This is a genomic window from Bartonella vaga (genome assembly GCF_037070895.1).
In the GTDB taxonomy this organism is placed as follows: Bacteria; Pseudomonadota; Alphaproteobacteria; order Rhizobiales; family Rhizobiaceae; genus Bartonella.
Window position 1 is genome coordinate 269,625 of record NZ_JAYMZK010000001.1, and the last position, 13,221, is coordinate 282,845.

Here is a 13,221-nt window from a genome sequence, read left to right on the forward strand (position 1 = left end):
TCACGTGAGAGGCATACTGTTTTCAGGATTTTTGATTTTTTATCATTATATTTGCTTGTTTCTGCTACAAAAGCTAAAAGAGATGTTCTTAGAATGCAGTTTTTACTAGCACAGAAAAAGAGAAAATATATTTTTTTTTCCAGTTTGGTGATGTGCTTTGCTGTAACCGCTTCTAATATTTTGGTTCAATATCCTGTCGACTGGTTTGGTTTGAATGAACTATTAACCTATGGGGCTTTTACGTACCCGATAGCTTTTTTAGTCAATGATTTGACCAATCGTTTTTATGGTCCAGCTGCGGCAAGGCGTGTGGTTTATGCTGGTTTTTATGCTGGTTTTTTTGTTTCTTGGGTATTGGCTACGCCACGGCTTGCAATTGCTTCTAGCTCGGCTTTCTTATTTGCGCAGCTCCTCGATATTGTCGTTTTTAGTCCTCTGCGACGTAAAGCATGGTGGAAGGCACCTCTAGCTGCTGCATTAGTTAGTTCGGCTTTGGATACGGTTATATTCTTTGCTCTTGCTTTTTCTAGCTCTTTTGCTTTTATCGATAAGATAGCAGATTATGCTAATAGCTCAATCACCGAGAGTACTATTTTCTTTGGATTTGAGATTCCAGTTTGGTTTTCGCTTGCTTTTGGTGACTTTTCAATAAAAATCATTATGAGCGTATGTATGCTGATCCCTTACGGAACAATTCTTAAAAGTGTGAAGCTGCCTCTTTACCAAAGTAGTTTAAAAAGTAGTTCATCTTTGATTTGCGACAAGCAATAATTTTTTCTTCTCTCTTTTTATGCCGTTTTGCTTATAGATAGTTTGGTCTATGTGTGTATTTTAAATTTGAATATAACAAGCTGTTATTTAGAGAACTTGTTCTTAAAATTTTTTACGAGAATGAAATTTTTTATTACTGAAGAGAGCTGCTAATTGGTTTGTTATAGCGTTGGCTAGTTCTTCAGCATTCATAATTGTTACAGAACGTTGATAATAACTTGTGACGTCATGACCAATTCCAATGGCAATAAGTTCTACAGGTGAATGTGTTTGGATTTCTTGAATTACTGTGCGTAAATGTTTTTCAAGATAATTGTTGGAGTTAACAGATAGGGTTGAATCGTCAATGGGTGCTCCATCTGAAATGACCATAAGAATGCGACGCTGTTCACATCGTGATAAAAGGCGTTTATGAGCCCAAATCAATGCTTCACCATCTATATTTTCTTTCAATAAGCCATCCTGCAACATCAACCCTAAATTACGCCGTGCTCGACGCCATGTTGTGTCAGCTCTTTTATATATGATGTGACATAAATCATTAAGGCGCCCAGGGTTCTTAGGTTTATGTTGGTTTAGCCATTTTTCGCGTGATTTTCCTCCTTTCCAAGTTTTGGTAGTAAAGCCTAAAATTTCAACTTTGATTCCACAACGTTCAAGAGTTTGTGTCAAAATATCCGCACAACTTGCCGCAACAGTTATCGGCCGTCCTCGCATCGATCCTGAATTATCGATGAGCAATGAAACAACCGTGTCTCGAAACTTAGTATTGCTTTCCATTTTAAAAGAAAGTGGTTGCATTGGATCAATAATAAGGCGTGTAAGTCTTGCTGGATCGATATATCCCTCTTCAAGATCAAAATTCCAACTACGATTTTGTTGTGCCATAAGGTGGCGTTGTAGGCGATTTGCTAAGCGTCCAACAATATTTTGGAGATGATAGATTTGTTTATCAAGACAATGACGCAGGTGATTCAATTCACTTTCAGAACAGAAATCCGTTGCTTCCAAAACTTCGTCAAATTGACGGGTAAAAACTTTATAGCCATCAAGTCTTTCTATTTGTTCTGAAAAAGCAAAAAGATGTTTAGGGTTATTCGATTTCTTTTGCCAAAGGCTCTCTTCTTCTTTTACTGCTTTATTATCGTTGTTTGATTGAACTGCTTTTGTTTTTCCTTTGTCTTGTGCATCACTTTCTTGTTTAGCTTCTGTTTTTTTTTCGCTTTGAGTGCGTTTTTCGTTGTTGCTGTCTTCTTCTGCTTCGTTTTTAAGTTCGCATTTGTTTTTAAATTTTTTATTGTTTACGCTTTCAGAAGTTTCTTCTAGTTGAACTGACATTTTTAGTGTAACAAGCATCCGACGAACAATCCGTGCAAAAGCATGTTGATCGTGAATGTTATGTGTTAATTCGTTCAGTTCTTCTGTAGCTTTTTGTTCTATTGAGTGACGCCAGAATTCCAATATAGGCTTGGCTTCTTTTGGGAGAGGGCGTGCTGTTATTTTTTCACGTACTAAAAGTACAATCGCTTCTTGGAGGGGAGGTTCACTTTGGGAATTAATCTTATGATAGTTGGCTTTTTTATATTTATCGGCAAGCATTATATCAAGATTTTGTGCGATCCCTTCCATAGTTGAAATGCCGATTGCTTCAACTCGTGTTTGTTCGAGAGAGTCAAATATGGCGCGTGCTTCTGATTCTACTGGGGCGCACTGCATATGAATACGGCTATTATGCCACGCTTTGCGTAGAGCTATGGAATCGCCCAATCCGCGGGTAACGGTTATGTCTTTATTTGTTACGTGTTGTGGTAGTTTTGGTAAACGTGCGTAATTTTCGTTTAGGTATGCTTTATTGTGACTAAAGGAAATTTCGAGGTTGTGTGTGCCTGCAATTGCGCGAATACAGGTGGAAATAGCTTTCTTAAAAGCTTCAACATCAAGGGGGCGGTTGAGAAAGGTGTGTGTTAGATTTTGGCTGGTATCGCTAACTTCTGCGGCCATGATTGATGTATTCCTTAAGGTACGACACACTGTACAAGGGATTCTGGCAGCTCTTGTCCAAAAGCGCGTTGGTAAAATTCTGCAACGGTAGAACGTTCGAGTTCATCACATTTATTAAGGAAGGTTAACCGGAAGGCAAATCCAATATTTTTAAAAATTGTGGTATTTTCTGCCCAAGTAATGACGGTGCGTGGACTCATGACTGTTGAAAGATCCCCGTTAATAAAAGATTTTCGTACCATATTAGCGACGTGCACCATTTGTGAAATTGTTTTTTTTCCTTCGGCATTCTGAAAAGATTTAACTTTTGAACAAACGATATCAACCTCTTTGTCATGAGGTAAATAATTTAATATTGTTACAATGGACCAGCGATCCATTTGAGCTTGGTTGATTTGTTGTGTGCCATGATAAAGTCCTGTTGTATCACCAAGACCCACAGTATTTGCAGTCGCAAAAAGACGAAAAGCTGGATGAGGTGTGATAACACGGTTTTGATCAAGCAAGCTTAATTTTCCAGAGGCTTCAAGGACGCGTTGGATGACAAACATAACATCGGAACGACCTGCGTCATATTCATCAAAAACAAGAGCAATATTGTTTTGATAAGTCCACGGTAAAATTCCCTCTTTAAATTCCGTTACTTGTAAGCCATCTTTTAAAATAATGGCATCTTTTCCAATGAGATCGATGCGGCTAACATGACTGTCGAGATTAATCCGGATACAAGGCCAGTTGAGACGTGCTGCAACTTGTTCAATATGTGTAGATTTTCCTGTTCCGTGATAGCCGGAAACCATAACACGGCGGTTAAATGCAAAACCCGCTAAAATCGCTAAAGTTGTTTGAAAATCGAAAAGATAATCTGGATCAACATCGGGAACATGTGGGCTTTTTGTGCTAAAAGCAGGTACTTTCATATCTGTATCGATATGAAACAGATCACGGACAGAAAGCGTGATATCAGGCATATTTTCAACTGGAAGCTTTGTTTTTGTCATTGATTTTTCTGGAAAAGAAAGGAAATTATTTTATTTGTGTTCATTGAAAAACGATACAAGAATTAGAGTATTTACGCAATGGCCTGTAGTGAAAGTCTTAGATATGAAAAAACTCCTTTACCAGTGTTTTTAATGTCTTGCAAAAACGAAAATAATGATGGTTCAAATGAAAATAGATTAGTATAGGCAGGGATTTTTTTTAGCACAAACCAGATTTTTTTAGCAAATTATAGGCGTGTAAAACATCGCGAAAACGCTCTTCTGAAGAACGATTGCCACCATTAGAATCAGGATGGTGTTTTTTTACCAACTCTTTATATTTTGTTTTGATGTCTTCACTAGAAGCATTGGCTGATAAGCCCAATGTATCAAAAGCTTTTGCTTCTAAAGGTTTTAATTTTCGTGAGAAGTTGTTGTTTGAATGACGTTGGGTAAACATCGAGAATGGATTGCGCATACGATTTTGATAAGCTGCCGTACCAGAACGAATTTTTGCGTAATCTGCAGCTGTTTTTTTCGACACGTTATTACTAAAATCTGTGGGCCATGTTGGGCGATGTCCTGTGAGCGCATCTTTTTGGAACTTTGCAACATCTTTATCGCTAAGGCCAGAGAAATAATTAAAATTTTTATTATAGGCACGCACATGATCAATGCAAAAGTATAGATATTGCCCTTCGTGATTTCGTCCCGCTGGAGCTTTATGAGTTCCCGGTTTTTCACAGCCTTCCCATTGACATTGTTGGGCTTGTGATTCGTTCTTTTGTTTTTTATTAGAGCTGATTCGAATTGAGTCAAATAATTTAGATGTTGTTTCCATGTATTTTGTTTATGCAAAATCAATTGATTTGACAAGAATTGACTTTTAAAAAATTTATTTTCACACTGTCTTTGGTAATGAAAAAGAGTTGCTGCATTGTTTATTTTGTGAAGGAACAAAAATGTCCACTGCGATTCAAACAACGATAAAAATAAAGCTTCTAGATGCTTTTTGTCCGCAAAAGCTTGAAGTAATTAATGAAAGTCACCTTCACGCTGGACATCGTCATGGTGAGCACGCGTTTGATGGTAAAGGGGAAACACATTTTAGGGTAAAAATTTTGTCTTCTTCTTTTGCAGGCATGACGCGCGTAGAAATACATCGAGCAATTTATAAAGTTTTGCAGAAAGAATTAGCGACCTGCGTTCATGCTTTAGCACTGGAGGTTGGATCCGTTTAATGTCTCTTTTCATTCAAAAATTTTTTCAAGAGCGAGGATGCGCTTTTTTATAAATTTTCAATAAGTGATCTGTATCAACATGGGTATAGGCTTGTGTAGTAGATAAGCAAGCATGTCCAAGAAGTTCTTGAATAGTACGCAAATCCCCTCCACGTGATAAAAGATGGGTGGCAAAAGAATGACGCAGTGTATGGGGAGTGACGGTTTCTGGTAAACCCAGGTACGCTCGAAGGTTTCGAACGGCTCGTTGAATAATAGATGGTTGCAAAGGGCCACCTCGAGCACCGCGGAACATTGGTTGGTTATTCACTAAGGTATACGGACAACATTTTAAATAATTCTGTACGGCTTCGTAAACAACTTTTATGAGGGGAACAAGGCGCGTTTTCTTTCCTTTTCCAGTTACGAATAAACTTGTTCTTTCGGGATCAGAAAATTGTTCTGGTGTGAGTGCTAAGGCTTCTGATATTCGCATTCCACAGCCATAAAGGAGCATTAAAACAGCAGAATTCCGGGCGATGATCCATGGTTCATCTTCTTGTTGATTTTTTTGTTTAACTAAATGCAATGCTGATTTTATTGCTAAAGGCTTTGGTAGCGATTTTGGCTGTTTGGGGATTCTAATCAGTTGAGCCGCAGGGATGTTGACAATCCCTTCGCGGGATAAGTAGCTGAAAAAAGAACGCAATCCCGCCATTCCTCGGCTTAATGAGCGAGCACTTATATCCCGTGTACGACGGTAAGCAAAATAAGCACGCAAGTCAATAACCTGCAAATTGGCGAGATCACTGAAGGTTGGTTTGTGCCCTAAATGTTGACAAAGAAAAGACAAAAATTGTCGTGTATCACGTTCATAAGCTTGTGCTGTTTGTACAGCCATGCCGCGTGTTTTTATAAGACCATCCAGCCAATTTTTTCTTGCAGCTAAAATAGCTTGATCTGCTTGAACGAGAGTGAAATTTTCATCTTTTTTTTGTGTCATTTTTTATGGGCATATTTTAATTGAGGCTCTCTTTATTTTTCTTTGTAAGTTTTTTGTTTTTAGAGTGATCATCCTGTTTTTGCGGTTGCTCTTCATGGCTGCTCAGCTGCTTTTCGCCTTTCAGAGAAAGTATTTTTAAAAGATTATTCGTTGACATAAGGTGCGCAAAGATTAGCCCTAAAAATCCATTTTTATGGAGTTTGGCCAGTTGGTGTGCAGATAATTTGTTCAGTTTTTCTTCATCAACAATCCAGAAATGCTCTAATTGCGCTGAAAGGCCTTTGTCGTTTTTCACGTTTATTGATTTTTGGCTTAGAAGATCCATTTCCAAAAGAGCGTCGATAAATTCAGACGTTTTCTCCATAGCGATTTTAAAGCTTTCAAGAAAACGAATACGCTCTTCCATAAAAGGAGAAACAGAACCATCAGAATTAAAAAGTTCCGTGCCTGCGACTTCATTAAACATGCCTGATTGTTGATCAAAGCAAACAGAAAGCTCTTTTTCATTTGCAGTTTGTGCCAAAACAAAAGGATAGCGACGGACAAAAGCCGGAATATAAGTATTTGTTTTCCAACTTTTATCAGAAGCGATATAGTCATTTTCGTCGTTAGAAAGACCTACAAGAGCAGCGGATGTATAGTGCCGTTTCTGTTGGTTATCTTCTGCGGACATAAACAAAATGGGATAGTCTAGGGCAGCTTGAAAATATTCACTACTTGCTAAAGGAATCCAGTGGGTATCTTTGGCAAAAGACATATCACGTGGAGGAGCAAATTTTAGGTTTTTATGGGAAACTTTGTTTATTGGGGTAATATCTTTGTAAAACAGCATAACATTTGCCATAAGACTTCTCCTTATATTAATTTGTTTTTGTTACCAAGAAAAGCCTTCTTGGAAGATTTTTTGTATGGCAACAAGATTGCAAGCTTCGTTTTTAAGAGATAATATTTTATGAAGTATAATGAAGAAAAGCTGAAAAATAAAGTCTATCTTGCTATGATTGGTTTACCTCATGGTATAAAAGGGGATGTTCTTGTTAAGACCTTGGGTAACGAACCACAGCAGTTAAAAAGATACAGTATACTTTATGACGATATGGGGCGTTCTTATAAAATTTTAACTCTTCGCGTGCAGAAAAATAAAGCGATTGTGCGTTTTCAAGGGGTTGAAGATCGCCGTGCTGCTGAGAACTTAAAAGGGATCCGCCTTTATGTCACTCGTGATCAATTGTTGGATGATTTGGCTGAGGATGAATTTTATCAAGTCGATTTAATTGGGCTTTGTGTCCGGGATTGTTTTGGTCAAACCTTAGGCGAGGTGAGTGGTTTTTTTAATTTTGGGGCTGGTGATTTGCTTGAAATGCGTTTGAATACGCACAAAACAGTGCTTATTCCTTTTAGCAAGGCAGCTGTGTTAGAAGTTTGTATTGCTTCTGGTTTTCTTGTTGTTGATCCGGTGGCCGCTGGTTTAGGCGATATGGAAGAAAATAACACAAAAAAATTGTATAAACCTAAAAATGAAGGTGAAAATTAAAGGAATGCAAGAAGAAATTTATAAAAAAGTATATTGGGGTTTTATCCTAAAACGTTTCTTAGATTTTTAGGTTATTCTTTAGTAGAGCACGCTTTAGAGTTTGGAATACGAGCATTAGATGCAGAGAATTGGTGACTTTGCTTTGGATAAACATCTTAGATTGACAATATACCGATTTGTTTAAGTTTAGTAGGAATCGGGCTCAGAAAATGAGGACAAAAGAATAAAAATGAAGTTTCAGGCGCGCATTTTAACACTTTATCCTGAAATGTTTCCTGGATTTTTAGGCTATTCTTTGGCAGGGCAGGCTTTAAGACGAGGAATATGGGCCTTGGATACAGTGCAAATTAGGAATTTCGCTCTGGATAAGCATCATAGTGTTGATGGTACTCCATTTGGTGGAGGTGCTGGTATGGTGATGCGGGCGGATATATTAGCGGCTGCACTTGATAGTTTTCCTAATGATTCGCCAAGGTTACTGATGAGTCCGCGTGGGCGGCCTTTTAATCAAGCTTATGCACGCTCTTTAGCACGTGAATCGGGAGTGACATTGGTTTGTGGACGTTTTGAAGGGGTAGATGAGCGGATAATAGAAGCGAGAGAATTGGAAGAAGTGTCCATTGGTGATTATATTCTTTCAGGAGGGGAAGCGGCTGCATTGGTTCTCTTAGACGCTGTTATACGTCTTCTTCCCGGAGTTATGGGAAATGAAGCCTCTGGAAAGTGTGAAAGTTTTGAGAATGGTTTGTTGGAATATCCTCAGTACACACGTCCTTCTCTTTTTGAAGGACGGGGTATTCCGCCAGTGTTGACATCAGGTCATCACAAAGCTATTGCAGATTGGCGTAAACAGCAGGCTGAATTGTTAACACGCCAACGTCGCCCTGATCTTTATGCTCATTATGATAAAAACCGTCAGAAAACTTGATTCATGTTGTGAGGTGGTGTATTGCATGGCTCTCTTTAGAGAATTTTTGTGGACGGTTTTCTGTAATTCCAAAATTAAGGAATAGTGTATTCGCTTCTGTGTGAACATAGCTTAAAGAAGTTCTTTTCTTTCTGTGAGGAAGTTTTTGCGGCAAGAGTTGAGCGCTCTGACTATTCGATAAAGAATACGAAGGATAAAAGAAATGAATATTATCGCGCAGCTTGAGGCTGAACAATGTGCAAAAATTGAAGCAAAACGTAAACTGCCCACTTTTCAGCCAGGGGATACTGTACGTGTTATGGTGCGTGTGACCGAAGGTACGCGCACACGTGTTCAGGCATATGAAGGGGTTTGTATCGCACGTTCAGGTGGTGGATTGAATGAAACCTTTACAGTGCGCAAGATTTCTTATGGTGAAGGTATTGAACGTGTATTTCCGATTTATTCTCCCTTGATTGAAGGTGTTGATCTTGTGCGTCGAGGTAAGGTGCGTCGTGCAAAGCTTTATTATCTTCGTAATTTAAGAGGTAAGGCTGCGCGTATCGCTGAAAAGAAAGATCGCCGGAAAAAAGGTGAAAGGGTTGCTGAGAGAACGCAAGTAGCAACTGTTAATGCAGATACCACAACGCAAGTTGCCGAATAAATGCTACATTTACTAAGATTTATAAAAAAGCGGCTTTTGTGTCGCTTTTTTTATATTTTTTATAATTTGTTTTTGCAGCTAAAGGGTTGGCTTTTAGTGTGCATAAAATTGTTTGAGTCTTTCAGATCTTTTTTTCTCTTAAAACTATGGTTAGGATTAAGAATCTTAGAGGGCATGGCGTTTATATTCAGAATCAGAGATGAATATACTTGAAAAAATGCATGTTTATATTTGAGAAAAGATGTTAGACCTTTGACGGGAAGATAAAATTGTATTAAATTAGTGCCAGTTTTACAGCTCGTGTCTGTAGGGCAATCGGTTTTTTATGCGCGACCTTTAATCCGTTATTTAAGATGACCGACCTGTGAATATTGGCTCTTTAAGATGTCAAACTAAGTGGGAATGATAATGTGCTTAAATGAAAACAATGAGGTAGTTGGTTGTTTTGTACAAGCTTTCTCACTTATGATTCGGTTTTAGTTAAAGTCAGGTCAGGATATTTTATGACAGAAAAAACTAGGATAAAAGAGCGCCCTCGTTCTCCTCACGTGAGTATTTATCGTTGGTCTATCACTATGGCGATGTCAATAGGGCATCGTATAACTGGGATAGCTCTTTATTTTGGAATGGTCCTTCTCGCTATTTGGTTAATTTCAATTGCTTGTGGGGCTGAGACATATAGAGCAGTTCATGAGATTTATGCTTCTTTTCCTGGGCTTTGTATTCTGTTTCTTTATACGCTTGCAGGAGTTCATTACATGGTTGGTGGTGTTCGCCACATTGTTTGGGACATGAATCCTGACCTTTTGGATAAAAAAAAGGCAACAGTAACGGCTTGGATGACAGTTTTTATTTCTCTTTTTATTACTTTTATAATTTGGATTATTGGATATAGCATTGCTTAGTTGGGGGTGGACGAAGAGATGAAAAAGGATTTTCAAACAGAACTTAGAAATGTGCGTGGACGTGGGAGTGCACATGAAGGAACAGAACATTTTTGGCTAGAGCGTTTGACAAGTTTTATTAATTTGCCATTTTTTACTTTTTTTATTGTTCTTATTCTTTCACTTGTTGGGAATGATTACAGCGTTGTTCGTGCAAGGCTTTCACATCCTCTTGTGAGTATTTTAATGGGATTGTTAACTTTTTCAGCCCTTTATCATATGAAACTTGAAATGCAAGTTGTTATTGAAGATTATATTCGGCATGAAAGTGTGCGGATATTATTTTTGGCATTGAATGTTTTGTTTTGTTATGTTCTTGGTGGTGTAATCATTTTTTCTCTTTTTAGAATTGCATTAGGGGTTTAGATAATATGATGGGTACTGGATCGTCTCTAGGTGCTGTAGTATGTAAGGCCTCTTATCGTTATGTGGATCATAAATTTGACGTTGTTGTTGTTGGAGCGGGCGGTGCTGGTTTACGCGCAACACTTGGTATGGCTGAACAAGGGTTAAAGACAGCGTGTATTACAAAGGTTTTTCCAACTCGGTCGCATACAGTTGCGGCGCAGGGCGGTATTGCAGCGTCACTTTCCAATATGGGGCCTGATAATTGGCAATGGCATTTGTACGATACGGTAAAGGGCTCTGATTGGTTGGGTGATACTGATGCAATGGAATATTTGGTACGTAATGCACCTGCTGCTGTATATGAGTTGGAACATTACGGAGTTCCTTTTTCGCGTACCCAAGAAGGAAAAATTTATCAACGGCCTTTTGGAGGGCATACGACAGAGTTTGGTGAGGGCCCTCCCGTCCAACGTACTTGTGCAGCTGCAGATCGTACGGGGCACGCCATTTTGCATACCCTTTATGGGCAGAGCCTAAAACATAATGCGCAGTTTTTTATTGAATATTTTGCGCTCGATTTAATAATGACTGATGGTGTGTGCACAGGGGTTGTGGCATGGAATCTCGATGATGGCACAATACACCGTTTTTCTGCAAAGATGGTTGTTCTGGCAACCGGTGGATATGGGCGTGCCTACTTTTCGGCGACGTCGGCTCATACCTGTACAGGTGATGGTGGCGGAATGGTTGCGCGTGCTGGATTGCCACTCCAGGATATGGAATTTGTTCAATTTCATCCTACAGGTATTTATGGTTCTGGCTGCTTAATTACAGAAGGTGCACGTGGTGAAGGAGGGTATTTGATCAATTCTGAGGGTGAACGCTTTATGGAGCGGTATGCGCCTTCTTTTAAAGATTTGGCTTCGCGTGATCTTGTTTCGCGTTGTATAACGCTTGAAATTCGTGAAGGGCGCGGTGTTGGTTCAAGAAAAGATCATATTCATTTGGTTCTCAATCATATTGATCCCGCTATATTGCACGAGCGTTTGCCAGGGATTTCTGAATCCGCGCGGATTTTTGCAGGGGTTGATGTGACAAAAGAACCAATCCCCATTCTTCCAACAGTTCATTATAACATGGGTGGTATTCCTACTAATTATCACGGGGAAGTTCTCAATCCAACGGCTGATTCACCTGATCGTGTTCAACCAGGTTTGATGGCGGTGGGTGAAGCAGGATGTGCCTCTGTTCATGGTGCTAACCGTTTGGGATCAAATTCATTAATTGACCTTGTCGTGTTTGGCCGTGCCGCTGCTATTCGTGCTGGTGAGGTGATTGATAGAGATGCGGAAATTCCTCCTATTAATGAGGCCGCTGTTGATGAAATTATAACTCGTTTTGATCGTTTACGTTTTGCTCAAGGTACGACGCCAACGGCTGTATTGCGTGAAAAAATGCAACGTACTATGCAGGAAGACGCCGCTGTCTTCCGTACAAAAGATTCTTTACAACAAGGATGTCAGCGGATGAGCCGCATCTGGGATGAATTGTCTGATCTTAAAGTAACAGATCGTTCATTGATATGGAATTCTGATTTAGTTGAAACATTGGAGCTTGAGAATCTAATGGCAAATGCAATTACGACTGTTTATTCTGCTGAAGCACGTTTAGAAAGTCGGGGAGCTCATGCACGTGAGGATTATCCAGAGCGCGACGATAAAAATTGGCGTAAACATACGCTTTCACATTTGTCACGAGAGGGTGAGGTAACATTGTCATATCGACCGGTTCATCTTGATCCGTTAACATCTGAAGCGGATGGTGGTATCGATTTAAAGCGTATTGCTCCTAAAAAACGTGTTTACTGAGGGGAAAATGGATTATGGTTCAAATTAAGCTTCCCAAAAATTCGCAAGTGAAAGCCGGAAAAGTTTGGCCTAAACCTGAAGGTGCTACGCAACTAACAGAATTTCATGTTTATCGTTGGTCACCGGATGATGCGGAAAATCCACATTTGGACACTTATTATGTAGATCGTTCCGCTTGTGGTCCAATGATTCTTGACGGGCTTTTGTTTATTAAAAATCATATTGATCCAACTTTAACACTTCGCCGGTCATGTCGTGAAGGTATTTGTGGTTCGTGTGCGATGAATATTGATGGAACGAATACGCTGGCTTGTACCAAGGGTATGGATGAAGTAAAGCACCCAATTAAGGTATATCCTTTACCTTCCATGCCAATTGTTAAAGATTTGGTTCCTGATTTAAATAGATTTTATGCGCAACATCGTGTGATTGAACCCTGGTTGCAGACCGTTTCGCCTGAACCTGCGAAAGAGTGGTTACAGAGTTACTCTGATCGTCAAAAAATTGATGGTCTTTATGAGTGTATTCTATGTGCATGTTGTCAGACATCCTGTCCAAGCTATTGGTGGAATGGTGATCGTTATTTGGGACCAGCTATTTTGCTTCAAGCTTATCGCTGGATTGTGGATTCACGTGATGAGATGTGTGGTGAGCGTCTTGATAATTTGGAAGATCCTTTTCGCCTTTATCGGTGCCATACCATCATGAATTGTACGCAGACTTGTCCAAAGGGGTTAAATCCAGCTAAGGCAATTGCTGAGATTAAAAAACTTATGGTTGAGCGTCGCTTTTAAAAACTGACCAATTAATGAGGCTAATGTGGGAAGTGCGAGATTGTGCGCGCTTTTTGCATTTTGTGAGATAATGCACAAAGTCCAATCCATAAAAGATTTTATATGAGAATTCAAAAAACGGCTATTATTGCTTTTAAAGAGGGATATTTATTCTTTTGAGAAAAAGAGATCCTTCCTTAGGGAAAGA

At 39.3% G+C, this 13,221-nt stretch carries 14 protein-coding genes; 9 read left to right on the forward strand and 5 right to left on the reverse strand.

Annotated features, from left to right (window positions below):
• Window positions 1-93 precede the first annotated feature (93 nt).
• Window positions 94-771, forward strand: a complete 678-nt coding sequence (locus WCP76_RS01085) for a VUT family protein (RefSeq protein WP_336293841.1) — start codon at window positions 94-96, stop codon at window positions 769-771.
• Between the two features lie 102 nt (window positions 772-873).
• Here the strand turns inward: WCP76_RS01085 and cobT are convergent, their stop codons facing one another.
• The 3 genes from cobT to WCP76_RS01100 all read right to left on the reverse strand — a co-directional run bounded on the left by cobT (window position 874) and on the right by WCP76_RS01100 (window position 4,593).
• Window positions 874-2,772, reverse strand: a complete 1,899-nt coding sequence (gene cobT, locus WCP76_RS01090; RefSeq protein WP_336293842.1) for a cobaltochelatase subunit CobT — start codon at window positions 2,770-2,772, stop codon at window positions 874-876.
• A 14-nt stretch (window positions 2,773-2,786) separates the two neighbouring features.
• The gene (gene cobS, locus WCP76_RS01095) at window positions 2,787-3,773 is read right to left on the reverse strand and encodes a cobaltochelatase subunit CobS (RefSeq protein WP_336293844.1); all 987 of its coding nucleotides are present in this window, start codon (window positions 3,771-3,773) and stop codon (window positions 2,787-2,789) included.
• 199 nt (window positions 3,774-3,972) lie between these two features.
• On the reverse strand, window positions 3,973-4,593 hold the full coding sequence (locus WCP76_RS01100) for a J domain-containing protein (RefSeq protein WP_336293845.1): 621 nt from the start codon (window positions 4,591-4,593) through the stop codon (window positions 3,973-3,975).
• A 121-nt stretch (window positions 4,594-4,714) separates the two neighbouring features.
• Between WCP76_RS01100 and WCP76_RS01105 the strand changes: the two genes are divergently transcribed.
• Window positions 4,715-4,993: a BolA family protein gene (locus WCP76_RS01105; RefSeq protein ID WP_336293846.1), complete on the forward strand. Its 279-nt coding sequence runs from the start codon at window positions 4,715-4,717 to the stop codon at window positions 4,991-4,993.
• A gap of 25 nt (window positions 4,994-5,018) precedes the next feature.
• Here the strand turns inward: WCP76_RS01105 and WCP76_RS01110 are convergent, their stop codons facing one another.
• Window positions 5,019-5,975 carry a tyrosine recombinase XerC gene (locus tag WCP76_RS01110; protein ID WP_336293847.1) on the reverse strand — a complete coding sequence of 319 codons (957 nt, stop codon included), beginning with the start codon at window positions 5,973-5,975 and terminating at the stop codon, window positions 5,019-5,021.
• Window positions 5,976-5,991: 16 nt separating this feature from the next.
• The gene (locus WCP76_RS01115) at window positions 5,992-6,819 is read right to left on the reverse strand and encodes a SapC family protein (RefSeq protein ID WP_336293848.1); all 828 of its coding nucleotides are present in this window, start codon (window positions 6,817-6,819) and stop codon (window positions 5,992-5,994) included.
• A 108-nt stretch (window positions 6,820-6,927) separates the two neighbouring features.
• On the opposite strand from WCP76_RS01115, the gene rimM reads away from it, so the two are divergent.
• The 7 genes from rimM to WCP76_RS01150 all read left to right on the forward strand — a co-directional run bounded on the left by rimM (window position 6,928) and on the right by WCP76_RS01150 (window position 13,034).
• Window positions 6,928-7,509 (forward strand): ribosome maturation factor RimM, encoded by a 582-nt coding sequence (rimM, locus tag WCP76_RS01120; RefSeq protein ID WP_336293849.1) that lies wholly within the window; start codon window positions 6,928-6,930, stop codon window positions 7,507-7,509.
• A gap of 229 nt (window positions 7,510-7,738) precedes the next feature.
• Window positions 7,739-8,437, forward strand: a complete 699-nt coding sequence (gene trmD / locus WCP76_RS01125; protein WP_336293850.1) for a tRNA (guanosine(37)-N1)-methyltransferase TrmD — start codon at window positions 7,739-7,741, stop codon at window positions 8,435-8,437.
• A gap of 202 nt (window positions 8,438-8,639) precedes the next feature.
• Window positions 8,640-9,080 (forward strand): 50S ribosomal protein L19, encoded by a 441-nt coding sequence (rplS, locus tag WCP76_RS01130; protein ID WP_336293851.1) that lies wholly within the window; start codon window positions 8,640-8,642, stop codon window positions 9,078-9,080.
• A 503-nt stretch (window positions 9,081-9,583) separates the two neighbouring features.
• Entirely contained in the window at window positions 9,584-9,985 is a 402-nt protein-coding gene (sdhC, locus tag WCP76_RS01135) for a succinate dehydrogenase, cytochrome b556 subunit (RefSeq protein ID WP_336293852.1), read from the forward strand.
• Between the two features lie 18 nt (window positions 9,986-10,003).
• Window positions 10,004-10,390 (forward strand): succinate dehydrogenase, hydrophobic membrane anchor protein, encoded by a 387-nt coding sequence (sdhD, locus tag WCP76_RS01140; RefSeq protein ID WP_336293853.1) that lies wholly within the window; start codon window positions 10,004-10,006, stop codon window positions 10,388-10,390.
• A gap of 5 nt (window positions 10,391-10,395) precedes the next feature.
• Window positions 10,396-12,240 (forward strand): succinate dehydrogenase flavoprotein subunit, encoded by a 1,845-nt coding sequence (gene sdhA, locus WCP76_RS01145; protein WP_336293854.1) that lies wholly within the window; start codon window positions 10,396-10,398, stop codon window positions 12,238-12,240.
• Between the two features lie 14 nt (window positions 12,241-12,254).
• Window positions 12,255-13,034 (forward strand): succinate dehydrogenase iron-sulfur subunit, encoded by a 780-nt coding sequence (locus WCP76_RS01150; protein ID WP_336293855.1) that lies wholly within the window; start codon window positions 12,255-12,257, stop codon window positions 13,032-13,034.
• The last annotated feature ends 187 nt before the right edge of the window (window positions 13,035-13,221 follow it).

Bases quoted from the DNA above. Each gene is read 5' to 3' on its own strand.
- cobS (WP_336293844.1), bottom strand. From the start codon at position 3,773: ATGACAAAAACAAAGCTTCCAGTTGAAAATATGCCTGATATCACGCTT.
- rplS (WP_336293851.1), top strand. From the start codon at position 8,640: ATGAATATTATCGCGCAGCTTGAGGCTGAACAATGTGCAAAAATTGAA.
- WCP76_RS01115 (WP_336293848.1), bottom strand. From the start codon at position 6,819: ATGGCAAATGTTATGCTGTTTTACAAAGATATTACCCCAATAAACAAA.
- WCP76_RS01085 (WP_336293841.1), top strand. From the start codon at position 94: ATGCAGTTTTTACTAGCACAGAAAAAGAGAAAATATATTTTTTTTTCC.
- trmD (WP_336293850.1), top strand. From the start codon at position 7,739: ATGAAGTTTCAGGCGCGCATTTTAACACTTTATCCTGAAATGTTTCCT.
- sdhC (WP_336293852.1), top strand. From the start codon at position 9,584: ATGACAGAAAAAACTAGGATAAAAGAGCGCCCTCGTTCTCCTCACGTG.
- rimM (WP_336293849.1), top strand. From the start codon at position 6,928: ATGAAGTATAATGAAGAAAAGCTGAAAAATAAAGTCTATCTTGCTATG.
- WCP76_RS01100 (WP_336293845.1), bottom strand. From the start codon at position 4,593: ATGGAAACAACATCTAAATTATTTGACTCAATTCGAATCAGCTCTAAT.
- WCP76_RS01105 (WP_336293846.1), top strand. From the start codon at position 4,715: ATGTCCACTGCGATTCAAACAACGATAAAAATAAAGCTTCTAGATGCT.
- sdhA (WP_336293854.1), top strand. From the start codon at position 10,396: ATGATGGGTACTGGATCGTCTCTAGGTGCTGTAGTATGTAAGGCCTCT.
- WCP76_RS01110 (WP_336293847.1), bottom strand. From the start codon at position 5,975: ATGACACAAAAAAAAGATGAAAATTTCACTCTCGTTCAAGCAGATCAA.
- sdhD (WP_336293853.1), top strand. From the start codon at position 10,004: ATGAAAAAGGATTTTCAAACAGAACTTAGAAATGTGCGTGGACGTGGG.
- cobT (WP_336293842.1), bottom strand. From the start codon at position 2,772: ATGGCCGCAGAAGTTAGCGATACCAGCCAAAATCTAACACACACCTTT.
- WCP76_RS01150 (WP_336293855.1), top strand. From the start codon at position 12,255: ATGGTTCAAATTAAGCTTCCCAAAAATTCGCAAGTGAAAGCCGGAAAA.